Origin of the sequence: Caldicellulosiruptor hydrothermalis 108 (assembly GCF_000166355.1) — a bacterium.
GTDB classification, from domain to species: Bacteria; Bacillota; Thermoanaerobacteria; order Caldicellulosiruptorales; family Caldicellulosiruptoraceae; genus Caldicellulosiruptor; species Caldicellulosiruptor hydrothermalis.
Genome location: NC_014652.1, coordinates 1,949,348 through 1,973,390 on the forward strand (window position 1 = coordinate 1,949,348; position 24,043 = coordinate 1,973,390).

23 protein-coding genes and 5 tRNA genes are annotated in these 24,043 nt (G+C 35.9%); 1 reads left to right on the forward strand and 27 read right to left on the reverse strand.

The window, feature by feature from the left end; genetic code table 11:
• Positions 1-2: 2 nt before the first annotated feature.
• The 15 genes from CALHY_RS09670 to gatC form a co-directional block, all read right to left on the reverse strand.
• Complete coding sequence (locus tag CALHY_RS09670) at positions 3-1,349, reverse strand: UDP-N-acetylmuramoyl-tripeptide--D-alanyl-D-alanine ligase (protein ID WP_013403777.1); 1,347 nt, start codon at positions 1,347-1,349, stop codon at positions 3-5.
• Positions 1,346-2,806 carry a UDP-N-acetylmuramoyl-L-alanyl-D-glutamate--2,6-diaminopimelate ligase gene (locus CALHY_RS09675; RefSeq protein WP_013403778.1) on the reverse strand — a complete coding sequence of 487 codons (1,461 nt, stop codon included), beginning with the start codon at positions 2,804-2,806 and terminating at the stop codon, positions 1,346-1,348. The genes CALHY_RS09670 and CALHY_RS09675 overlap by 4 nt, the downstream gene beginning before the upstream one ends.
• 15 nt (positions 2,807-2,821) lie before the next feature.
• Positions 2,822-4,981 (reverse strand): stage V sporulation protein D, encoded by a 2,160-nt coding sequence (locus CALHY_RS09680; RefSeq protein ID WP_013403779.1) that lies wholly within the window; start codon positions 4,979-4,981, stop codon positions 2,822-2,824.
• A gap of 37 nt (positions 4,982-5,018) precedes the next feature.
• Positions 5,019-5,519, reverse strand: a complete 501-nt coding sequence (locus tag CALHY_RS09685; RefSeq protein ID WP_013403780.1) for a cell division protein FtsL — start codon at positions 5,517-5,519, stop codon at positions 5,019-5,021.
• A 22-nt stretch (positions 5,520-5,541) separates the two neighbouring features.
• Positions 5,542-6,465 carry a 16S rRNA (cytosine(1402)-N(4))-methyltransferase RsmH gene (gene rsmH / locus CALHY_RS09690; RefSeq protein WP_013403781.1) on the reverse strand — a complete coding sequence of 308 codons (924 nt, stop codon included), beginning with the start codon at positions 6,463-6,465 and terminating at the stop codon, positions 5,542-5,544.
• A 27-nt stretch (positions 6,466-6,492) separates the two neighbouring features.
• Positions 6,493-6,924, reverse strand: coding sequence for a division/cell wall cluster transcriptional repressor MraZ (mraZ, locus tag CALHY_RS09695; RefSeq protein ID WP_013403782.1), 432 nt, complete (start codon positions 6,922-6,924; stop codon positions 6,493-6,495).
• Positions 6,925-7,109: 185 nt separating this feature from the next.
• Positions 7,110-7,289: a Spo0E family sporulation regulatory protein-aspartic acid phosphatase gene (locus CALHY_RS09700; RefSeq protein WP_013403783.1), complete on the reverse strand. Its 180-nt coding sequence runs from the start codon at positions 7,287-7,289 to the stop codon at positions 7,110-7,112.
• A gap of 97 nt (positions 7,290-7,386) precedes the next feature.
• Positions 7,387-8,190 (reverse strand): prolipoprotein diacylglyceryl transferase, encoded by an 804-nt coding sequence (gene lgt / locus CALHY_RS09705; protein ID WP_013403784.1) that lies wholly within the window; start codon positions 8,188-8,190, stop codon positions 7,387-7,389.
• Between the two features lie 28 nt (positions 8,191-8,218).
• A complete protein-coding gene (gene yfmH / locus CALHY_RS09710; protein WP_013403785.1) occupies positions 8,219-9,499 on the reverse strand; it encodes an EF-P 5-aminopentanol modification-associated protein YfmH in 1,281 nt (426 codons plus the stop codon).
• A complete protein-coding gene (yfmF, locus tag CALHY_RS09715; protein ID WP_013403786.1) occupies positions 9,483-10,757 on the reverse strand; it encodes an EF-P 5-aminopentanol modification-associated protein YfmF in 1,275 nt (424 codons plus the stop codon). The genes yfmH and yfmF overlap by 17 nt, the downstream gene beginning before the upstream one ends.
• Positions 10,758-10,850: 93 nt before the next feature.
• Positions 10,851-11,252 (reverse strand): nucleotidyltransferase substrate binding protein, encoded by a 402-nt coding sequence (locus CALHY_RS09720; protein ID WP_013403787.1) that lies wholly within the window; start codon positions 11,250-11,252, stop codon positions 10,851-10,853.
• Entirely contained in the window at positions 11,224-11,559 is a 336-nt protein-coding gene (locus tag CALHY_RS09725) for a nucleotidyltransferase domain-containing protein (protein WP_013403788.1), read from the reverse strand. Before CALHY_RS09725 ends, CALHY_RS09720 begins: the two co-directional genes overlap by 29 nt.
• A 35-nt stretch (positions 11,560-11,594) precedes the next feature.
• Positions 11,595-13,037 (reverse strand): Asp-tRNA(Asn)/Glu-tRNA(Gln) amidotransferase subunit GatB, encoded by a 1,443-nt coding sequence (gene gatB, locus CALHY_RS09730; protein WP_013403789.1) that lies wholly within the window; start codon positions 13,035-13,037, stop codon positions 11,595-11,597.
• Between the two features lie 58 nt (positions 13,038-13,095).
• Entirely contained in the window at positions 13,096-14,556 is a 1,461-nt protein-coding gene (gene gatA, locus CALHY_RS09735; RefSeq protein WP_013403790.1) for an Asp-tRNA(Asn)/Glu-tRNA(Gln) amidotransferase subunit GatA, read from the reverse strand.
• 30 nt (positions 14,557-14,586) lie between these two features.
• On the reverse strand, positions 14,587-14,871 hold the full coding sequence (gene gatC / locus CALHY_RS09740) for an Asp-tRNA(Asn)/Glu-tRNA(Gln) amidotransferase subunit GatC (protein WP_013403791.1): 285 nt from the start codon (positions 14,869-14,871) through the stop codon (positions 14,587-14,589).
• A gap of 524 nt (positions 14,872-15,395) precedes the next feature.
• Here gatC and CALHY_RS09745 point away from each other — a divergent pair.
• Entirely contained in the window at positions 15,396-16,340 is a 945-nt protein-coding gene (locus CALHY_RS09745) for an ISNCY family transposase (protein ID WP_013401990.1), read from the forward strand.
• A gap of 408 nt (positions 16,341-16,748) precedes the next feature.
• Here the strand turns inward: CALHY_RS09745 and CALHY_RS09755 are convergent, their stop codons facing one another.
• From CALHY_RS09755 to CALHY_RS09810, 12 genes are all read right to left on the reverse strand, one after another.
• Complete coding sequence (locus CALHY_RS09755) at positions 16,749-17,390, reverse strand: ATP-binding cassette domain-containing protein (RefSeq protein ID WP_013403793.1); 642 nt, start codon at positions 17,388-17,390, stop codon at positions 16,749-16,751.
• A 416-nt stretch (positions 17,391-17,806) separates the two neighbouring features.
• Entirely contained in the window at positions 17,807-18,211 is a 405-nt protein-coding gene (locus CALHY_RS09760) for a hypothetical protein (protein ID WP_013403794.1), read from the reverse strand.
• A gap of 464 nt (positions 18,212-18,675) precedes the next feature.
• Positions 18,676-19,002: a hypothetical protein gene (locus tag CALHY_RS09765; RefSeq protein WP_013403795.1), complete on the reverse strand. Its 327-nt coding sequence runs from the start codon at positions 19,000-19,002 to the stop codon at positions 18,676-18,678.
• A 187-nt stretch (positions 19,003-19,189) separates the two neighbouring features.
• Positions 19,190-21,325 carry a sodium-translocating pyrophosphatase gene (locus CALHY_RS09770; RefSeq protein ID WP_013403796.1) on the reverse strand — a complete coding sequence of 712 codons (2,136 nt, stop codon included), beginning with the start codon at positions 21,323-21,325 and terminating at the stop codon, positions 19,190-19,192.
• A 158-nt stretch (positions 21,326-21,483) separates the two neighbouring features.
• Positions 21,484-21,558: transfer RNA gene (locus tag CALHY_RS09775), tRNA-Cys, on the reverse strand.
• A 24-nt stretch (positions 21,559-21,582) separates the two neighbouring features.
• Positions 21,583-21,658: transfer RNA gene (locus CALHY_RS09780), tRNA-Gly, on the reverse strand.
• Positions 21,659-21,671: 13 nt separating this feature from the next.
• A tRNA-Phe gene (locus tag CALHY_RS09785) sits at positions 21,672-21,747 on the reverse strand.
• Positions 21,748-21,762: 15 nt separating this feature from the next.
• Positions 21,763-21,839, reverse strand: a tRNA-Asp gene (locus tag CALHY_RS09790).
• Positions 21,840-21,847: 8 nt separating this feature from the next.
• Positions 21,848-21,923: transfer RNA gene (locus CALHY_RS09795), tRNA-Val, on the reverse strand.
• 167 nt (positions 21,924-22,090) lie between these two features.
• On the reverse strand, positions 22,091-22,945 hold the full coding sequence (hslO, locus tag CALHY_RS09800) for an Hsp33 family molecular chaperone HslO (RefSeq protein ID WP_013403797.1): 855 nt from the start codon (positions 22,943-22,945) through the stop codon (positions 22,091-22,093).
• Between the two features lie 93 nt (positions 22,946-23,038).
• Positions 23,039-23,239, reverse strand: a complete 201-nt coding sequence (locus tag CALHY_RS09805; protein ID WP_013290001.1) for a cold-shock protein — start codon at positions 23,237-23,239, stop codon at positions 23,039-23,041.
• Positions 23,240-23,308: 69 nt separating this feature from the next.
• The gene (locus tag CALHY_RS09810) at positions 23,309-24,040 is read right to left on the reverse strand and encodes a class I SAM-dependent methyltransferase (RefSeq protein WP_013403798.1); all 732 of its coding nucleotides are present in this window, start codon (positions 24,038-24,040) and stop codon (positions 23,309-23,311) included.
• Positions 24,041-24,043: the final 3 nt, after the last annotated feature.

A 24,043-nucleotide genomic window follows, 5' to 3' on the forward strand; every position in this document is an offset into this window, starting at 1 on the left:
TTTTACCTCTCCTTGAGAAATTCATCTACAACTTCATCCAGTTTTACACCCCGCGAAGCCTTAAAAAGGATTGTGGAATTGCTTGTAACTTCTCGTTTCAAAACATCTAAACACTCATCTTTTGAAACAAAATATGCTCTTGAGCCCTCTTTCTTTTTTGCTTCATCGAATATATAAATTGCATCTTTCCCCGTACATATGACAACATCTATCGGCTTTTGCAATATGTATCTGCCAACTTTCCTGTGTTCCTCTTCAGAAAACTCGCCAAGTTCAAGCATGTCGCCCAGCACCAATATCTTTTTTCCTTCAAACTCGCATATGCTGTCTATGGCAGACAGCATCGAATGCGTGCTTGCGTTGTAAGTATCATCCACAACAGTAATGCTTCCTTTTTTGATAACCTCAAACCTTCTTTTTAGCCTCTCCTTTTGGCGGATTGCTTCTTTCACAAGCTGCCTGTCTACCTCTAAAATTGTCCCTACTGCAATTGCAAAAAGAGAGTTATAAATGTCATGAAAATTAAAGCTTTCTATGAAATAGGTGTAGCCTCCTACCTCAAACGAAAATCCATTCTGATGTCTTTGCACGTTTTGCGCCCTGAAATTGCTCTCGTTTTCAATCCCAATGGTAACAACCTTTCTTTTGAGTTCTTTTTTGTGAAGGTTCAAGATGTCATTGTCGCTGTTTATAATCAATATTCCACTTTCCGGCATTCCATCCTGAATCTCTGACTTTGCAAGAAAAATGTTGTACCGTGACTTTAAATTTTCAATGTGGGCAACACCAATATTTGTAATAATCCCAATATCAGGTTTTGCAATTTGAGATAGTTTAGAAATCTCACCAAAATTGCTCATGCCCATTTCAAATACAGCAACCTGTGTATCATCTGGCATGTTCAGAATAGAAATTGGAAGACCTATGTGATTGTTAAAGTTGCCCTGGTTTTTAAAAGCTTTGTACTTTCGGCTCAATACATTGAATATATACTCTTTTGTTGAGGTTTTACCCACGCTTCCAGTAACTCCTACAACCTTTAAGTCGTTTAATTTTCTTCTTGCATAACAAGCCAAACTTTGCAGTGCTAAAAGTGAATCTTGCACTTTAATATAAGGTACTTTTATATCCTCAAAGTCTTTCTGAGAAATAAACGAAATTGCACCGTTTTGCAGTGCTTCTTTGACAAAATCATGCCCGTCAAATCTGCTTCCTTTTAAAGGAATAAACAAAGTATCTTTTCCTATATTTTTGCTATTAATTGAAAAATTTTTAACAAGAACATCGCTAGAAAAGTTTCTAAGTTCGCCATTTATAGCTTTTGCTATCTCAGAAAGCCACAGGTTCATTCTCTTAACTCCTTTAAGATATCTTTAACTATTCTTCTCTCATCAAACGGTATAGTTCTATCTTTTAAAATCTGGTAAGTTTCATGTCCTTTCCCGGCAAGGACAATAAAATCATTTTCCCTTGCGTTCTTTATGGCATATTTAATAGCCTCATACCTGTCGGGTATGACCATATACTCAACATTTGTCTTTCTTATCCCTTCCAAGATATCAGCAATTATCTTGAGCGGGTCTTCTGTTCGTGGATTGTCAGATGTAACAATCACAAAATCTGCCATCCTTCCAGCAATCTCGCCCATAATTGGTCTTTTTGTCCTGTCTCTGTCTCCTCCACATCCAAAAAGCAGCACTTTTCTACCCTCTGCTACCTCATCTACTGTTTTCATAAGGTTTAAAAGCCCATCTGGTGTGTGTGCATAGTCAATCACAATTGTAAACTTTTCGTTTGACTCAACTATCTCGAATCTGCCTGGCACAGCTTTTAGATTTTCAAGCCCTTTTTTTATAGTATCAAGCTTGATACCAAGCGAAATACAACATGCAGAAGCAGCCAGGCTATTGTAAATTGAAAAAAGACCGGGGATGTTAAGTGTTATCTCCTCTTTTTCGCCATTGTACCACAGCTCAAATTGATTTTTGTTAACAAAAAGCTTAATATTTCTTGCACAAACCTGGGCATCGCTGTCTTTGGCGTATGTCACACTGTCAGGATACATTTCGATAATCCTTTTTCCCCACCTATCGTCGGCATTTACAACCCTTTTTTTGCTCATACCGAAAAGTTTCAACTTTGCAGCAAAATAATTTTCCATTGTTCCATGAAAGTCTAAATGGTCCTGTGTAAGGTTTGTAAAAACTCCAACGTCAAAATCACAGTCATATACCCTAAAAAGCTCAAGAGAGTGCGAAGATACCTCCATTACAACACTGTCAACACCCTCATTTTTCATCTGCCAAAAGAGCTTTTGTAGGTCATAAGACTCAGGCGTTGTATGCTGAGCCTCAATTTCTCTGCTACCTATCATATTCTTGATTGTACCAATCAACCCCACTTTTTGCGAATTTGCCTCAAGGATGGACTTTATCATAAACGTTGTTGAAGTTTTGCCGTTTGTGCCTGTCACACCAATCAGCAAAAAGTCCTTCGAAGGATGACCAAAAAAGTTTGCAGACATCACAGCAAGGGCTTTACGTGTATTTGAAGTCTTGATATAGTCAATTTTTCCCTCAATTTTAGATGTGTCAAAAAACTCCTCCACAACCACCAAACATGCACCGTTTTGGATTGCTTCATCGATATATTCGTGACCATCTGCCTTAAAACCTTTTATACACACAAAAGCACAGCCTTCTTTGGCATTCTTCGAATTGTACGCAATATCAGTTATGTCTTTATCAAAATCCTTAACATTTGTTTCTAAAACATCAATGTTCTCAATCAAATCCTTTAATTTCAAGAAGTTTCCCCCTTTCTATTCTGCATTTTCTTTATCAGCAATTTCAACCTCAACAATCGAACCTATTGGAACTTTTGTGCCTGGCTGTGGATTTTGCCTTATAATCTTTCCTTTTATTCCTTTCACTTTTATGTTGAGTAGACTATTTGCAAGTACCTTCTGGGCATCTTGGGAACTTAAGCCCACTACATTCGGAACATCTACAGTTGTTTGCGACATTGCATGTGTGAACAGGACTATAGTCGAACCTTCTTTTAACATAAATCCAGCCTTCGGTACCTGGTCAATTACTTTGTCGCCACTACCTATGACCTTAGCATTGAACTTGTTATTGTATATTTCCTTTTTTGCATCTTCAATGTTCATCCCTATTGTATTTGGCACTATATATTCTTTATAAAACTCTATCTGTTTTAGTTCTTCAGCTGTGTACTGTGGCTGGATATCTAAATATCTTAGTATATCATTTAATAAATCTCTTGCAACTGGTGCGGCTATAAGACCTCCATAATAAAGTGAAGGGTCAGGCTCATCTATAATAACAAGAACCGACACCTCGGGATTGTCGGCCGGTGCAAACCCTCCAAATGATGCTATATACTTTTTAGATGTTTTGTCGTACTTTTGCGAAGTTCCTGTTTTTCCTGCAACTTTATAGCCCAGAAGATAGGCATTGTGCCCTGTTCCGTTTGACACAACAGACTGAAGTATGGTCTTGAGCCTTCGCGCAACATCTTGGTCTAAAACTCTTCTTTTTCGTGGTGTGTCAAAAGATTTAATCAGCTTCTTATCCTTATCGTATATGGCCTTTACAACATGAGGCTGGACCCACACACCGTCGTTTGCAACTGCATTTATCATGCTGATAACCTGAATGGGAGTTGCTGAAATCCCCTGGCCAAAAGAAATTGTTGCAAGTTCAACAGGTCCAACTCTGTTTAACGGCTGAATAATCCCTTTTGCCTCACCGGGAAGGTCTATACCTGTTTTTTGCCCAAATCCAAAAAGATTTATATATTTATAGAGTTTCTCTTTTCCCAGCCTCTGTCCCACTTCTATGAACACAGGGTTACATGAATTTTGAACACCCTCAACAAAGTTTTCGCTACCATGCGGGTTGTAATACCTCCAGCACTTTAATATTGCATTTGCAACCTTAACATATCCCCTGCAATAAAACTGGGAATTCTCATTGACAACCCCTTCTTCAAGTCCTGCAGCTGCGGTGACTATCTTAAATGTTGACCCAGGCTCGTATGTGTCTGTCAGTGCTCTGTTTCTCCACATTGACTGGACTATCTTGTTTTTCTCTGCTTGAGAAAGCTTATCAAAATCAGGAAACTTATCTTTGTATATAAGCTCAAATGGTTTATTTGGATCAAAATCAGGTTTTGATGTCATGGCTAAAATCTCGCCTGTTTTGACCTTTTCAACAATTATGGTCACGCTTTTTGCTTTGTTATCGTAGAGCGCTTTTTGTGCATACTTTTCAGCAAAATGTTGAATTGTCTCGTCAATTGTAAGCATTAGGTCATATCCATCAATAGGCTTTTTAAAAAACTCTTCTGAAAATGGAGCAGCTCTGCCACTTGCATCAGTCTGGGCTGAAATGGCACCGGGCTTGCCGCGAAGATACTTGTCATAATAAAGTTCAAGCCCAGAAAGTCCCTGGTCATCAATTCCCGTAAAACCAAGAACCTGAGCCAGAAAATTGCCGTTTGGGTACACCCTTTTTGTCCCGCCTGTCAAGTAAATCCCTGGCAGAGCATATTTTCTTATCTTATCTGCCTTCTCTTTGTCAATATTGCGTGCTATGTAGATGTCTGAAACTCCTTTTGTATTGAGCTTATTCAAAATCTTTTGATAGTCCATCTGCAAAATACCAGACAGCACTTTAGCTGTCCATTCTTTGTCTTTAATCTGATTCAAAGATGCAACAACTGTCTCAGCGGTTATTGACATTGCCAAAATCTTGCCGTTTCTGTCTACAATGCTTCCTCTTTTAGGTGCAACAAGTCTCTCCCGCGTCCATTGGGAAAAAGCTCTTTTTTTGAGTTCTTCGCCTTTTATTAGTTGAAGATAAAAAAGGCGTCCCACCAGCAACACAAAGCTTAAAAAAAATATTGCCATTACAAAAAGGATTCTCTTTTTTATCTTTATAGATGCTTCTTTCAAGTCTTATTTCCTCCAGCTTCTTGGGTCTTAAAAAATTTTAAAAGATTTTCTTAATAAAGTTTATTATCAAAGATACTTTATTATTATAATTCGATTTTTCTTCTTTTGCGACCTTTTGATTCTTTTCTTCAGATAAAGGAACAGTAACATATACAACCTGCGAAAAGTCAGGATATGTCATGGAATATTTCTGTTGCGCAATCCTTTCTATCTCAGATAGAGTAAGCTTGCCATCTATCTCAAGCTTTAACTGTTTGTTGATATCAGTTTGCAATTTAAGTTCATTCTGAAGCTGAGCAAGTTTTGCCCTCTCATGAGTAATATTCACATACCCGCACATAATAATTATTGACATGCTACAAAATATGCAAACAAACAATATATTCCTTAAAAACCTTGCTCTTTCAATCCTCTTTTGTTTTAATATTTGCTTTCTTATCTGATTCTTTCTGGCAATCTCCTGTTCAATCTCTTCTCTTTCCGCTTGATAACCTTCCCAGTAATCCTCGCTGTAAATTGCTGAACCTGTTCTTGGCATTTTAAAAAACCCCCTTTATATTTCAGACCTTTTGGGCAACTCTCAGCTTTGCACTGTGACTTCTTCTGTTCCTTTCAATCTCTTCTTTAGAAGGCACTATTGGCTTTTTTGTTATAATCTCAAGCTGCTTTTTCTTGCCACATCTACAGACAGGAATATCTTTCGGGCAAATACATTCAAGAGAATGAAATTTGAAGAACTCTTTTACTATTCTATCTTCAAGAGAGTGAAAAGAAATTGCGCATATTCTTCCACCAGATTTTAAAAACCCCAAACTCTTTTCAAGCGCAACCTTTATCTCCTCAAGCTCCCTGTTTACCTCTATTCTAATAGCCTGGAAAGTTCTCTGTGCAGGGTGTGACCCATCCTTTGGTTTGGGTACTAAAGAAGAAATCAAGCTGCTCAGATCTGTTGTGGTTTCAATAGGCTTTTTACTCCTTCTTTCAACAATAGCTTTTGCAATCCTTCTTGCAAACCTCTCTTCACCGTACTCTCTGATTATCCTCTCCAAATCTTCCTGGGAATAGAAATTGACAACATCATATGCTGTGAGCTTTGATGTTGTATCCATCCTCATATCCAAAAATGCTTCCTTGCTGTACGAAAAGCCTCTCTCCTGCTTGTCAAGCTGCAAAGAAGAAACTCCAAAGTCGAAAAGTATTCCGTCTATTTTTGCAATCCCTAAACTTTCAAGTACCTCATCCACTTTTGAAAACGAAGAGTGCACAATTTTTATATTCTTGTACGCTTCTAACCTTCTTTTACCAAGCTCGATAGCTTCTAAGTCCTTGTCAATAGCAACAAGAAAACCCTTGTTAGAAAGCTTCTCAAGTATTCTTTTTGAATGTCCACCAAGACCAAACGTAGCATCGACATAAATTCCATCCGGATTTGTAATCAAAAAAGATACAGACTCTTCAAGTAGTACTGGTATATGCTCAAACATCAAAATTTCCTCTGCTCCTCCCAAAACTTATATGCCCAATTCTTCCATTTTTTGTGCTATCCTATCAACAGAAAGGTTCTCATTGGTCATTTCTTTGAGCCAGTTATCCTCGCTCCATATTTCAATTCTTGTCATGACACCAATTATAAATACCTCTTTTTGAATACCTGCGTACTCTCTGAGGTTCTGGGGAATGAGGACTCTTCCCTGCTTGTCAACCTCGCATTCACACGCCCCCGCAAAGAAAAATCTTAAAAATGTTCGCGCCTCTTTGCTTGTAAGTGGAAGTTTCTTGAGCTTTTCCTCAAGTACAGCCCACTCTTTTAAAGAATAACCAAAAAGACAGTTGTCAAGTCCTTTTGTAAGTATAAATCTCTCTCCAAGCTCTTCTCTGAATTTAGAAGGAAGAATTATTCTACCTTTGCTATCCACCACATGCTTGTATTCTCCTATCAGCATTAAACCACTTTGCTCCACTTTGCACCACTTTATAAAAATATTCTATACTAATTTGAAAAATCCTTCAACAAACGAAAAAAAATAAGGGCAGATTTTTATCTGCCCTATTTTTTATATCTTAAAACTTCTCATCTTTTGTGTTTTGCCCCCCGCTATCAGGCTCTTTTTGACCAAAGCAAACTTTTTTACACATTCCCTTCCTTTTTGATTAGCTTTTTGAGCACCATTTCGTTTCTCTCTTTGTAATAATCCAAAATAAGCTTGTCCAGCTCTGTACTGACATGATATATTGACTCATAATCAGCATTGCTGTTAATCAGTTCATCCAACTTCTCTCTTAGCTTCATTATCTTTTCTGTTATCATATTCCCACCATCTTACAAAGATTGTATTTTAATTATAAACCCAAACGCGTATTTTGTCAACAAAAATACTCTAAAAATACATTGTACTATTTTTTTGCTATATTTTGTCGAAAAATGACCTCCTGTTCGATACCACAATCGCACTTCCTACGACAATGCACAAAACCGCAACAATCTGAGAGACTCTAAAATTTCCTATCATTAAACTGTCTGTCCTCAGACCCTCTATAAAGAACCTGCCTATAGAATAAAATATTAAATAGAACCCTAAAATATCCCCCTCTTTCTTTTTGTACTTTCTTAAGAATATCAAAAGCAAGAAGACAAAAAAATCCCATAGAGATTCATACAAAAATGTTGGATGAACCTCTATTCTTCTTCCCACCTCACTGCTATAAATCTGCATACGCCATGGAAGATTTGTCTCATAGCCGTAAGCTTCCCTGTTTACAAAGTTGCCCCATCTTCCTATTGCCTGCCCTAATATCAGACCATAAACACCGACATCACATATCTTGAAAAAATTTATATTTTTTATTCTGCAATAAATGTACGTGCTCAAAAGTGCTCCTATAACTGCTCCATATATTGCAATTCCACCCTGACGAATGGCAAAGATGCTCATCAGATTCCCTTTAAATTCTTTAAAATTAAAAATGACATAATAAACCCTTGCAAAGATTATTGCAACAGGTAGTGCAATTATTGCAATGTCAAGCAAAACCTCTGGGTTTACTTCTTCTTTTTTAGCAAAATATGTGCTTGCAAGAAAACCACATAAAAAACCAATTGCAATTATAATCCCGTACCATCTAACCTCAAGTCCAAAAATCTTAAATGCAACTGGACTAAAGTCAAACCTCAAACCAAGACCTGGAAAGACTATGCTATCATCTATCATTTTCCTTTACTCCATACTTTTATTTTTTTCAACCTGCCGGCCATACAATTGATATACAGCTCAAGCTCTCATCAAAAAATTCTTTGAGCCTTTTTTCGCACATTTCAAATGATACAGAAGCGATTTCCTTAACATATTCAAAAATATTGACTCCTTTGAAATAGCTGTATATAAACTCAACAGAGAGTTTTTCAGGATTGTCAAACTTTCTCAAGTGGCTTCCCAGCACAACCTTTTTTGCTCTCTCAAACTCTTCCCTGTCAATTCCTTTTTTCTTGACATCCTCAATGTGCTCAATTATTCTTCTGTAAACCTCTTCAGGGTCTTTGCTCTCTCCACCAATCATAAAGAATGAATATTCAGGCTCACAGTTGTACTCAAACCCAAAGTTCTGGTTGATAAGCCCTTCTTTATAAAGCTTTTCATAAAAATCTGTGGATTTTCCAAACAGCATCTCAGCCATTATCTGTGTTTGGATATCCTTCATTATCATCTCATATGGCGGAAGGTCATTTTGATTGTCTTTAAAGCCTACATAGAAGATTGGCACTGCCACTGAAAGCCTTGCCTCTATCTTTTTTTGATTTACTTCTTCGGGCTCATCAGGATAAATCCTTTCTATCAGGCTTTGATATTCTTTTGTCTTTTCCATCCTTTCAATTGTATCAAAAACTTTTTTAGGGTCCACATCACCGCATACAACAATTATCATATTGCTTGGATGATAGAATGTATTATAACACAAATACAAATCCTCTTTTGTAATTTTTTGAATACTCTCTAAGGTTCCTGCAATGTCAATTTTCACAGGATTGTTTACATAAAGTGCATTCAAGAGATTAAAATAAACCCTCCAGTTTGGATTGTCCTGGTACATTCTTATCTCCTGTCCAATTATCCCTTTTTCTTTCTCGACATTTTGATCAGTAAAATACGGATTTTGAACAAAATCTAAGAGAATCTCAAAATTTTCGTAAAAGTTTTGGGTTGATATAAAATAGTAGACTGTTTCTTTGAAGGAAGTAAATGCATTTGCCATTGCACCAAATTTTGCAAATCTGTCAAACACATTTCCTTCTTCTTCCTCAAACAATTTGTGTTCCAAAAAATGTGCAATGCCATCTGGAACCTCAACAACCTCTTTTGTTTTTGGATGAACAAATTTACTATCAACAGAACCGTATTTTGTTGCAAAACCTGCAAATGCCTTGCTGAAGTTTTTCTTTTTTATGACAAAAGCTTTTAGTCCATTTGAATATGAATTTATATAAATCTCTTCATTGAGAGCATCATCATAAATCCTTTCCATCTTTAGCAACACCTCTGTTTTTCAAAAAATATACAGTATCAAGCTCAAACCTGTTTGCTATCCTTTTTATATCCTCTATATTCACATTTTTGAGGTTTTCAAAGACTTCCTTGGGTTCTATTATTTGTCCAACTAATGCCTGATTTAAATAAAAACTCAGAAGATCCCTTGGACTGTCATATATAGCCATCAGGGCTGTTTTATAATAGTTTATTGCACTTTCATATTCGATATCATCAATCTTCCCATTTTTGATATCCTCTATCTGCTGCAAAATCAGATTTAAAGCCTTTTCATAGTTTTCAATCTCAATTCCAGAGCTAATAATCATTACAGATTTGAACCTGTCAATCCTTGAAAATACGTAGTAGCACAAAGAAGCTTTTTCGCGAACATTTTCAAAAAGTTTTGATTTTGGAGATGCTCCTAAAATTCCGTTGAGCATCAAAAGTTTGTAATAATCCTCAGATGTCACATCCACATTTGTTCTTATCCCAAGGGCAATTTTGCCTTGATTTACTTCCATTTCTTCTGTTACATATCTTGTGTTTTCAAATGGAATGTTTACAAAAAAATCATTGTGTATACTCTCTCTTTTTTCCTCTCCAAAAATCTCTAATGCTTTTGAAGTTGCCCATTCTTCATCATAGTCACCATAGACAAACACGTACATAGGCTTTTTGGTAATAACCTCTTGGTATTGTGAAAAGAGCTTTTCTTTTGTGATGGTTTGCAAGTCATCAACATTTCCTTTTTCATAAAGAGCATAATTTTGCCCCTCAAACATAATCTCTATACATCTGTCAATTGCATATTGAACCTTGTCGTTTATCCTGCTTTCAATCTCCTGTTTTAGATTGTTCTTCTCTTGCAAGATAGCATCTTCTTCAAAGCCACCACCATACTTTATCGGACCATATATGATGTCATGCAAAAACTGTAGCGCTTTTGTGTAAAGGTTTTCCCCTGCAAATCTATCGTTTAAAAAGCTTATTGCAAATGAAATTGCCTGCAGGTCACCCTTTTTATCCACATCAATACTCAGCGTCGCACCATACATATTGTCCAAAAATCTATTTATTTCTTTCATATCCTTGTACTTATTGTTCCCTCTTATTAAGACCATTGGAAATAGAGCATTTAAAGTATTTTTTTCTTTTTCAAGCCTGTCTATAAAGGTAACTGAAATCCTGTTTATCTTGAACCTGTCATCACAAAACGCCATATAAAAATTGTTGTTTTTCTCCTTCCTTTGCATCTTACCATCTCCTCAAAAGACAACTTGCTAAAAACTTATTTTCTCAATTTTATTTTACCCTTTTTTACAAATCTATCAACAAGTTTGCCATCTTCATAGCTCAGAAATTATTATCTCTTCAAACTTTAAAAGCAACTTCCTAAATAGCTCTACATACTCAAGTTTAATGTTTTGGTAAATCTCATAAGCCATTTTTTGGTTATATAAGTGAGAAGTCATATTTCTATCTGAAAGCATTTTAAGCCACTTGTCACCGTCTTCTATAATGCCATTTTGATATGCATACTTTATAACGGTCCGAGGATTGTTAATCTCCAAACCAGTATACTTCAAATATTCCCTCATGAGCTTCCATGAAAGTTCAAAGACAAATTCAAATCTCTGGATTGCCCCGTCCATAATAATATCCTTGTCCGGCTGTATACTTATACCTTCTTCTAATCTTTTTAAAGCAGTCTTAAAATCTTCATACTTCTCTACTATTCTCTCTTTCATATATAATTACTCCTTCTTTTATGATACTTTCTTTGAGACTTTCTTTTGTAATGCTATTGAACGCAACAACATCAAACAGCAATATTGTATTAACTTCTTCTAATTCATCCTGGATTTTATAAATTGGATTTTCACTCTCCTCTTCAAGCCAAATACATATATCTACATCAGAACCTCTTCTATAGTCTCCTCTTGCCCTCGAACCAAAGATACAAGCTTTTCTCACTTGCTTGTATTTCTTAAAAATTTCGATAATCTTATTTAAGATTTCTTCCTCTATTCCAAACCTTTTGGTTTCCACCTTCATTCTCACCTTTTCAAAAAATTTAAAAAAGAGGGAGCTTAAATTTTCTCAAGCTCCTCTCTTAAGATTTCATTCACAAGCTGTGGATTGGCCTTGCCTTTTGTTATCTTCATAACCTGCCCCACCAAAAATCCAAACGCCTTGTCTTTGCCATTCTTGTAATCTTCTACTGATTTTGGATTGTTTGCTATTGCCTGTTTCACAGCTTCTAAAATTACGTTCCTGTCTGTTATCTGAACAAGCCCTTTTTCTTTTACAATAACTTCAGGATCTTTGCCCGTTTCGAACATCTCTTCAAAGACTTGTTTTGCAATAGTGTTGGAAATTGTCTTGTTATCAACAAGGTTAATAAGGCTTGCAAGCTGATTTGGCTTAATTTTTATATTGTCAATTTCCTCAGGTTCTAATCCTTTGTCATTTAATATCCTCATAATCTCTCCCATCATCCAGTTGCTTGCAGCCTTTATATTTTGGGTGTATTTTATGCACTCTTCAAAATAGTTTGCTATTGCTTTTGATGATGTAAGAACTCCAGCATCATACTCTGGAAGACCATATTCTTTTATATACCTTTCCTTTTTCTGGTCAGGAAGTTCAGGGATTCTCTTTCTAATCTCCTCAATCCAGTTGTCGTCTACAATTATAGGTGGAAGGTCAGGCTCTGGGAAATATCTATAGTCATGCGCTTCTTCTTTTGTCCTCATAGATAAACTTATACCTTTTGCATCATCCCAGCGCCTTGTCTCCTGAACAACAACTCCACCGCTTTCTAAAACCTCTATTTGCCTTCTTGCCTCATATTCTATTGCCCTCACAACAGACCTGAAAGAGTTTAAGTTTTTCATTTCTGTCCTTGTTCCAAATTCTTTTGAACCTTTTGGTCGCACAGACAGGTTCACATCTACTCTGAGCGAACCTTCCTGCATCTTGCAGTCAGAAATCTCTGTGTATTGCAAAATTGCTTTTAGCTTTTCAAGGAAAATTCGTGTCTCCTCACTTGAACGTAAATCCGGCTCTGTAACAATCTCAATCAAAGGAACGCCACATCTGTTAAAATCAACAAGACTTCCTTCTTCCCACTGGTCATGAAGAAGCTTTCCGGCATCCTCTTCTATGTGAATCCTCTTTATTCCTATTCTCTTCTTCTGCCCATTTACCTCAATGTCTATATAACCATTGTAACAGAGTGGCAAGTCATACTGTGAAATCTGGTAAGCCTTTGGAAGGTCCGGATAAAAATAATTTTTTCTGTCTTGCTTACTATATCTTGCTATCTGGCAGTTTGTCGCAAGCCCTGCCATTATTGCATATTCAACTGCTTTCTTATTCAAAACAGGTAAAACTCCCGGCATACCAGTACAAATAGGGCAGCAGTGGGTATTTGGCTCACCGCCAAACTCTGTTGTGCAGCTGCAAAATATTTTGGACTTTGTCGCAAGCTCAGCATGAACCTCTAAACCTATTACAACTTCATATTCCATCTTCTTTTTTCACCTCTTGTTTAAAATAATGCTTTTGTTCAATCTATAGGGTCCTGTATTATAAATTCTGAGGTTTTAAGTTTCTATATCCGCTGTTTTGTTCATAGGTATATGCAACTCTTAATATCGTCTGTTCATCAAATGCCTTACCTATAATCTGAAGACCTATCGGAAGTCCGTTGCTGTCAAAACCGCACGGAATTGATATTGCAGGAAGCCCTGCAATGTTAACTGGCACTGTGCATATATCCGACATATACATCTCAAGCGGGTTTGAAACTCTTTCACCTATTTTAAAAGCTGTTGTTGGGCTTGTAGGAGTAATTATTACGTCATATTTCTGGAAAGCTTCATCAAATGCTCGCTTAATCAATGTCCTCACCTGAAGTCCTTTTTTGTAGTATGCATCATAATACCCCGCAGAAAGTGCATATGTGCCAAGCATAATTCTTCTTTTTACCTCAGGTCCAAAACCTTCAGACCTTGTCTTTTTGTATAAATCAATTAGGTCGTCATAGTTTTGCGTTCTATATCCATATTTTATTCCATCATACCTTGCCAAGTTTGAGCTTGCCTCAGACGAAGCAATAATGTAGTAAGTTGGAAGAGCATACTCAACAATTGGTATTGAAAACTCTTCATAATCTGCACCCAAAGATTTTAAAAGCTCAAGAGCTTTTTCAACAGCTTTTTTTACTTCATCGTTAATTCCTTTTTCCATATATTCTCTTGGAACTCCAATCTTAAGACCTTTGACATCATTTACAAGAGCCTTCGTAAAGTCAGGAACATCAACTGGTGCTGATGTTGCATCATATGGGTCATGTCCGCAGATGATATTCATAGCTAAAGCACAGTCTTCAACATCTTTTGTCAAAGGTCCTATCTGGTCAAGAGAGGATGCAAATGCAACAAGTCCAAATCGCGAAACTCTTCCATATGTTGGCTTCATGCCAACAACTCCACAAAGTGAAGCTGGCTGCCTGATAGACCCACCTGTGTCAGAACCAAGTGTGAAAAATGCTTCATCTGCTGCAACAGCTGCAGCAGAACCGCCGCTTGAGCCACCTGGTACCCTTTCTAAGTCCCAAGGATTTTTAGTTGTGTGGAAAGCAGAGTTTTCTGTTGATGAGCCCATTGCAAACTCGTCCATATTGAGCTTTCCTAAAAGTGTCATGTCATTTTCTTTTAACTTTTTTACAACAGTTGCATCGTAAGGTGGAACAAAGTTGTAAAGGATTTTAGATGCACAGGTTGTTTTTATTCCATTTGTGCAAAGATTATCTTTCAAGGCAATTGGAAGACCGTAAAGCACGCCTACATCTTCGCCTTTTGCTATCTTTTCATCTATTTTCTTAGCATCTTCTAATGCCTCTTCTTTTGTAATTGTAATATATGCTTTCACTTTATCTTCTACCTGTTCAATTCTATCGAGTACACTTTGGACAACCTCTTGACATTTTACCTCTTTTTTCTTGATAAGATCAATTGCCTCGTGAGCAGTCAGTTTGTAGAGCATCTTTTGTTTTGCCTCCTTACATATAAAGATTTATTCTACTATTTTTGGGACTTTTATGCAAACATCGTCATGAGATGGGGCATTTTTCAAAATCTCTTCACGTGGATATGAAGGTTTTACCTCATCGCTTCTAAAAACATTGTAAAGGTTAAAAACGTGCGCAGTTGGTTCAATCCCTTCAGTATTTAGCTCAGAAAGCTTATTTGCAAATTCAATTATAGCACCAAGCTCTTTTGTCATCTTCTCTATCTCTTCTTCTGTCAAAGTTAGTCTTGCAAGGTTTGCAACATATTCAACATCGTTTCTTGTAATCATGCTTTATCTCATCTCCTTTTGTTTTTAAAGCTTTTTTGCTACTCTTCTTTATTTTATAGTAAAAAAATCTCATTATCAAGAAAAATAAGAAGGTTACTTATCTACAAAAATAAAGCCTCCTGCTAAGGTTCTTATTCCCTTTCATAGCAATTAAGGAGGCTTTTGAAATTGGTAAGTTAACAAAGTGTTACAGCAAAGATTTTATTTCCTAAAGAAAATTAAAATTTAAGTAACAAACCTTGTAGATTTATTACGCCGCACAACATTAAGAACTTAACTTTTTCATTTTGCCAAAAAATTTTCAACACAAAAAATAAGAGTGAATCTAATACTAAATACCAAATCACTTTGTAATACCAAATCGGTTGTAAAAAGGCAAGTAGTAAGAAATTTAAAAATATATTGAGGTTGTTGAATAAAAGATATAACCATATAGAGTAAACATAGTAACAAAAGAAAAAAGCCCCCTTGTGTTATAATTTTAATTTAAGAGAAAACCACAACAAAACACAAGGGGGAAAAAGATGACTAAGAATATTAAAGCACAAAATAAGAAATTTTTAAAGCTGCTTTTTGTAATAAAAAAGGTTACTGAAGTTTTATCGAGGAAGATAAAGCAAAATAGAAGGGGACGACCGAGGAAATTTAATCTGTTTCAGATAATAGCTTGTTTGGTTTATAAAGTTAAAAAGGGGATAAAGAGTTTCAGAGAATTAGAATATCGAATAAATCAAGACACAGAGTTTAAGCAAGTAGTAGGTATAGAAGAAAGTCCGGACTATTCATATTTTGCAAAGTTGTCAAGAAAAATAGAAAAAGAATACATGCAAGATATAAAAGACATATTAATAGCTAAGATAGAACCTGATATGAGTATAGCGATAGTAGACTCTACGCCGCTGAGAAGTGCCAAAAATGATTCAGAAGCAAAAATAGGTATACATATTACAATAGGATTTTTCAGGGGATACAAATTACATCTTTTGTGTACAGGTAAAGAAGAAGTAATACCACTTTTCTGGATTTTAACAGGGGCAAATGAACATGACTCAAGACAAGAAGAGCTTTTGTATAGGGCATGGGGTTATAACTGTGAGATTGTATTAGCAGATGCGGGATACGATTGTAGCAGATGGTTTAATATAGCAAATGAGCTTAAAGTTAAATTTGTTGCTGGGATAAACAAAAGAAACATGAAAGATAAAAACAATGTTAAGAATGTTTTTAGAAGCAAGAACATAAGATTTTTAGAAACTGAAGAGGGTAAAAAGCTATACAAACAGAGAACAAAGATTGAAAGACTATTTAGCAAATTAAAAGGTGAATATAATCTTGAGAATGTGAGGCTCAAGGGATTTAGAAATTATAAAAGGTATATTGATTGGATACTAATTACTTTTCTATTTGAGCAACTTCTTAGAAAGTTAGAAGGTAAGAAGTTTTCTTTCGCTTATGAATGGAATCAATAACTTTTGTTTATTTTATGTATTGTTGGTAATATTTTTTATTCAACAACCTATAAAAAGTAAAATAAAAAACTTCTTGAAATTAAGTAGTTGATAAGTCTCATTATTATTACAAGTCCAAGTCTATAAAAATTTTGCGTATAAAAATGAACGAATGTAGGAAAATAAATATAGATGTTAGTATTTTTAGATATATATATCTTCAAAGTAAAGAATAATGTAATAGCTGAAAAGATCATCCATCTATTTGCTAAATAATTTAATTTATTTAAATAATGGGTATCAATCAAATTTGGCATTATCCAAAATAATAATATCAATCCAAATACAATTATTACTCCAGAACGTTTAAATATCAACATTTGCATTCGTAGTTTATCTTTATATTCAACTAAAAGCAACTTTAACACTTTACTCTACACTCCTCTTAAGTTCAATCTCTCTGTCTATCAAACTTTTTATATACTCAACTTCATGCGATGTTAATATTATAGTCTTTCCACTACTTTTTATTATAGATAATATTTCAAATAAAGCCTTAATAGAATCAGAATCCAAAAAATTAAATGGCTCGTCAGCTATTAACACCTCAAAATCCTTTAGCAAACCACAACACAGCATTACTTTTTGCTTATTACCACGCGAAAGTTGAGAAGGCAAATAATTCAAATATTCCTTTAAATTAAATACACTAACATATATATCTACGATTTCTCTTGCTTCTTCGTCTTTTAAACCATACATTGAGGATATAAAATTCAAATGCTCTTTTACTGTTAAACCTTCATAAAAAATAGGTGTATCTGGTATATAACTGATTGGATAATTATGTAATTTTATCTTTTTTAAGCTTACGCCTTTAAATTTTAATTCACCACTCCATAAATTATCTAACTTTGCAATAATATTGAGTAGCGTAGTCTTTCCTGCTCCATTTGCTCCTTTTAAATAAACGAATTCATTTTCATATATTTCAAAACTCAGTTTATCTATAACCATTTTATTCCCAAATTTTTTTGTTAATTCAGCGGCAATATAAATTGGAAAAGACATTACAGTTACCCTCCAAAAAAGTTACTAAGTCTCTTCTCAGTTGTTCTTTCCATTTACATTTGTGAAAATCAAGAGAATATGCAACACCAGAGCAGCTATGACAATATACTGAGAAGTATGTTTTTGGATTTAATTATTGTATTTTACGGACAAAATTTTTGTACCAGGATCAAACTAATAAACAAAATAAACAGGGGTAGGCAATTATTTACTTTTTGCCCACCCTAACTATTGTCATTGAATCATATTTTTATTTCTGACTAAAAATAGTTTGATATATATAGGTAGCAGTTAAAACTGAAAGAATAAACAAAAGACTTACGTTTGTATCTTGGAATATAAAGAAAGCTGTAAACATAAAAACAAAGGTTATTGTTCCTATAATGGTTAAAGCGCCTTTCCAATCATTTTTTTGTTCAATATTGAATCACTCCTAAAATTTGAATTTTAATTAATTGTTTGGCCACCGCTGCATCTTTGCCAACATTTATTGACATGGGAGTAAGATACATTAAGTGAATAGCCAGCGCCATTGAGTCCCACATTAGAAATCGAAGCAGAAGGTGCCAAAGATATCGTTCTCCAATTATGATGAAAGTCCAAAAATATTTTGTTATAACCGTTTTACTATAAACAGAACTCACCGGTTCAAATTCATATTTTAATAGAACTTTTTTAGTCTTCTCTCTAAAATTCATCTTGCCTTCGTTTATTATTTTTTCTTTTTCAGATCGAGTAAGATTATTATCAGTTGTTACCTTTGTGGAAATTCTTTTTTTAAACCCAATAATCTCAAAACTTCTTTCTTTAATTTCATTCAATAACCTCCTCGTTAATTTTTTTATCACACCTCCTATGCGCACAATAGAGATTGTGACCGTACATCAAAAGTAAGATTGCTCTAATCTTAGTATATTCCTCTGTCTTACATAGCAGTATTTTCCACTCATTATCCGTATACTTTTGCTAAATATAGCTTTTGTGTTTTTTTCTTGTTCTATTATGATTTTTGCTACAATTAATCTTTTAACCACTTATTCCCTGTAGTTTTCTGTTAAAATTTTATACAACTACTTGCAACTTTGTCAATGATCAATTTTGCTTTTTTTCGTCAAAGTAATTTCATTTTTTGAGTTTAGATCTCGATTAAATTAAAAATTCCCACCTCAATATATTTTTCTGTAGAAGAGTAAATATTTTGACATATTTAGTCCAAAAAATAAAGGACTGCAAAGCGCAGTCCCTCTCCTTACAAAACACCTTTCAAGCATATACTTACCTCACCTTAGCTTGCCATCCTCTTTGTCAAAACCTCGCAAACCCTTTCTTCAATCCCAAGTAAATAAATCTTGAAATTATTTGTTGCAATCACTGTTCTTCTGTCACCTGTCTTGCTGGGGTATGCATCTTTAAAATCTGTCCACTTAACAATTCCGAAATGTTTTTTAGATGGGTCAATCAGATAAAAACCATTCTGACACACATGCAGCTTCATCCTGCCTTGATACTTAATATCAGGATGACCTTCAATGTACTCAACATCAAGCGGCTCACAGATGTCGCGTCCCAGCTCTTTTATCTGTTTTGGAACACCTAAACCAAAAAGACCCATCTGTGCTCCCCCCTATTCATTTCCTAATTTTATTATACCATTTTTGAAAATTGTTTAACAACTTTAATTTATTTTCTGTATAAGCAAACTCAAATTCAATCCTTAGCTTCAATTCTCAAAAACAAAGAAGGGAAGAAGGACTGTAGCTTCCCTTCTTCCCTTTTGCCTCTATTTTCTCAATAAACCCTTATCTAAAGAGCGATACAAACACAAGAGTAATTGTTGATATAAGCTTTACAAGAACATGCAAGGACGGACCTGCTGTGTCTTTGCATGGGTCACCTACAGTATCACCAACAACTGCTGCCTTGTGCGCATCAGACCTCTTACCACCGTAGTTACCAAGTTCTATGAACTTCTTTGCATTGTCCCAAGCACCACCGCCATTGTTGAGGAAAAGTGCCAAGATAACACCTGCAATAGTACCTATCATTAAAAATCCTGCTGCTGCCTCTTTACCAAGAAGTATTCCAACAAGTATTGGCGCAATAACAACTATCATACCAGGAACAACCATCTCTTTCAAAGCACCTTTTGTAACAATGTCAACACATTTTGCATAATCTGGCTTTGCTCTTCCTTCCATGATACCTGGGATTTCTTTGAATTGACGTCTTACTTCTAAAATAACATATTGTGCTGCTCTTCCAACCGCCCTTATTGCTGTTGAGCTGAAAAGGTAAACAACCATCGCACCGATAAATGCACCGATGAATACTTCAGGTTTTCCAATATCAACAGAGAACCAAGACTCAAGTGGTCTTCCCAGTATCTTTTTGACCTCATCAAGGTAAGCAGAGAAAAGTAAGAAAGTTGCAAGTGCCGCAGAACCAATAGCATAACCTTTTGTCAAGGCTTTTGTAGTATTGCCGCAGGCATCAAGCCTGTCTGTAACATTTCTTACCTCTTCAGGTGCACCTGACATCTCAGTGATACCACCTGCATTGTCTGTAATCGGTCCAAATGTGTCCATTGCTAAAATGTATGCACAGGTTGAAAGCATACCCATTGTCGCAATTGCTGTTCCGTAAAGTCCTCCGTTTGCAAACCCAGGAAGTGCGTGCTGACCAAGCTTGTATGCAATATAAATTGCAATTGAGATAAATATAACTGGCAGTGCCGTTGATTCCATACCAACAGACATACCTGTTATGATATTTGTTGCAGGACCAGTTGTTGAAGCTTTGGCTATCTCCTGAACAGGTCTGTAGTGATATGAGGTATAAAAGTCTGTAAGCCATACGAAAATATAGCTCAGTATAATTCCTGTAACTGCAGAACCATATAAAAGCCACCAGTTAACTTTCTGACCATTTGGAAGCTCTCCACTTAACATTGCCTTTACTACAAATATCAAAACAAGCAAGTTCAAAATCGTGGTCACAAAATATCCTTTATTCAAAGCCTTCATTGGGTCCTTACTCTCGTCTTTCGTGTTTACAAAGAAAAGTCCAATGACAGACGAAACAATACCTATCGCACGTGCAACAAGCGGGAACAAAATTCCCTTCCATCCGAACACCGGATACAGTGCAACACCCAATATCATAGCACCTATATTCTCAGCTGCTGTTGACTCAAAAAGGTCTGCACCACGACCTGCACAGTCTCCAACATTGTCACCAACAAGGTCAGCAACAACAGCTGGGTTTCTTGGGTCATCTTCAGGAATTCCTGCTTCTACCTTACCAACAAGGTCAGCGCCAACGTCAGCAGCCTTTGTATAAATTCCACCGCCCAGCTGAGCAAAGAGAGCCACAAACGATGCACCAAATCCAAAACCAACAATCAGCGAAGGTGCCTCTTTTATAAGATTTTCTTTTCCAGAAGCTCCTCCGTACAGTAAAAACAGTGTCGCAACACCCAAAAGCGACAGCGCGGTCACAGCCAACCCTGTCACTGCACCGCCACGAAGAGCTATCTGCAAGGCTCTGTTCAGGCCTTTTCTTGCACCTGCTGCAGCTCTGACATTAGAATTCACTGCAATATACATTCCCAAATACCCAGATATTGCTGAGCATAGTGCACCTGTTATAAAAGCAAAACCTATATGAAAAGCAATCGAAGCAGCCTGTGACGAACCTTTTGAAAGGTTACCAAAATAGTTTGCAATGATGATTATAACAGCTACAATCAACGCAAGAATACCAATAGTTTTGTACTGCCTGTTTAAAAATGCCATGGCACCTTCTCTGATTGCACCTGCAATCTCCTGCATCTTTTCATTGCCTTTTTCTTGAGAAAAGATAAACCTGACAAGACCAATGATTACAAGAATTGCAAATACAATAACTCCATAGATTAAAGCTATGTAGGCTCCCACTGCAATCCCTCCTTAAGTAAAATTTCTTGTCAATAATTTGACAACCTTTAAAAAAGCGTACAATATATTTTTATTCGACACAAAGCTCAAAAAATCCTTCTTTAGAAAAACAAAAACCTGCTCACTTCTTTTGAGCAGGTTTGATAATTTTCACATACTGGAGGCGCCACCCGGATTTGAACCGGGGAATCAGGATTTTGCAGACCCTTGCCTTACCGCTTGGCTATGGCGCCATATTTTTTTCTTATATAAAATTTTGGAGCGGGAAACGGGACTCGAACCCGCGACATCTACCTTGGCAAGGTAGCGCTCTACCACCTGAGCTATTCCCGCTCATCTTGAAAGATGGTGCCTCGGGGCGGAATCGAACCACCGACACGAGGATTTTCAGTCCTCTGCTCTACCAACTGAGCTACCGAGGCACATTTATTTTTAGCTGGCGACCCAGAAGGGACTCGAACCCTCGACCTCCAGCGTGACAGGCTGGCGCTCTAACCGACTGAGCTACTGGGCCATTTTAGATGGTGGGCAGTGCAGGGCTCGAACCTGCGACCCCCTGCTTGTAAGGCAGGTGCTCTCCCAGCTGAGCTAACCGCCCGTTTTTTCAACCGCCGCTTCAATCAGCGGCGACATGTTTTATTATACTTAAGATGCGTGGTTTTTTCAATAGTATTTTTTGGGCAAATTTTTATTAAATTCAGCCGTTTTAGCTCAAAATTTAGCTTCTTCTTACTATTGCTAAATAAATCTCGATTTTTCTCTTTATTATTCACCATATTTAATTTTAAAAGCTTCTTCCTTGGAAAAATAGTATTTTTTCTCGCAAAAACTGCATACAATTTCGATGGTCTCATCTGAAATTTCTTCATCTTTTAAAAGCGGAATTATAGATTCCACCTTTTCTTTAGAACAGTCACACTTGTACACTGGCTGATGCTTAGCTAACACTTCATATTCTATTTTGCCAAAAAGTTCTTTTACAATCTCTTCAATGCTTTTATTTTCAAGTACTGATGAGATGTTCGTAAAATTTTTCAATTTCTGCTCCAGGTCCAAAATAACTTTCTCATCTGTCTCAGGTAAAACCTGAATAATAAAGCCTCCTGCTGACTTTATACTTTCATCTCTGTCAATTAGAACACCAAGCGCAACAGCTGAGGGAATTTGTTCTGACAGAGCAAAATAGTGTGTTATATCCTCTGCTATTTCGCCAGATACAAGTTCAATTTGACCTATATAGGGTTCTTTCAATCCCAAATCCTTTATAACCGTGAGCGTGCCTTCTCCAATTGCTCCTTTTACATTTAACTTCCCTCTCTCATCAATCTCTGTGAGCACCTCTTTGTTTTTTACATATCCCTTTACATTCCCTTTTGAGTCAGAAACAGCAACCAAGCCTTTGAGTACACCTGAACATGATATTTGAACTGACACAGAATGATTTTCACCTTTTAACATAACACCCATCATAGATGTTGCTGTCAATAACCTTCCTAAAGCTGCTGCAGGGATGGGTGGAAGGTTATGTATTTTGCGCGCATATTCTACTATATCTGTTGAGTCCATGATAAAGATTGCTATGTTTTTGTCTTTTGACAGAGCTCTCAAGATCTGTGCCATATAAATTCTCCCTCCGAAATTCAATTTATTGAGAGTTATATAAGTCTATTTTAATCCAAAAACAAAAAAGCTTCCAGCAAAACTGCCAGAAGCTCATTTTACTTTCCTTACATTCATAGCCTGATTGCCTCTTTCTGTCTTCACAATGTCAAACTCAACCGTCTGCCCTTCTGCAAGTGTCTTGTACCCCTCCATATTGATAGCAGAGAAGTGCACAAACACATCTTCGCCATTGTCAGCACTTATAAACCCATAACCTTTTTCGGGATTAAACCATTTAACTCTTCCTCGCATCTTTAAAAATCCACCTTCTTCAAAAATGATTTACACAGAATATTATTCTCTCTTTTGAGATATTATTATTCACCAAATCTTCTTACACACATAGCACACTTTTGATGAAAATTTGGTTTTAAAAGGCAGCCTATAATCATACACTTTCTTCAAGACCTCAAAACCGCAGTCTTTTAAGGTATTCTCAATAAATTCCTCGTCATATATAAACTGGTATACATCTTCCGAAACATTCTCACCATTTTTTTCTCTTACTGAGAAATTTATTTTGAGATACCTTGAGCTCAAGCTAAACTTCCATCTCAAAAGTGTTCCTCCAATTTTTTTGACAATAAATCTTCTCTTGCCAAGCTTTTGTAGGTATTCTTTGGTATTTATATCAAAAATAAATATTCCATTTTTCTTCAAAATGGTATTGGCATTTTTAAAAAAGCCAAATATCTCTTTCTTAGGAATGTGATTTACAACATCCACTGTGCACAGAGCAGCATCAAACTTCTTTCTGGACGTAAAATTCAAAAAATTCAGATTGTAAAGCTTTATCCCTTTTAAAACGGCTCTTTTGAAAGCAAGCTCTATCATCTTTGAAGAAATATCAATTCCATAAAGTTTTTTAAAACTTCTCCTTTTTAAAAGAAATAGCAGTTTGGCATCTGCACACCCTATGTCCAATATCTTACAATCTTTTTTAACTCCAAAATTCAAAAAACTTTTTTCAATAAATCTGAGAATGTCTTTCCTACTAAAAAACAATGACGAAAATTTTGAATAGTAAGCAGCTATTTTACTATACGAATTCATTTT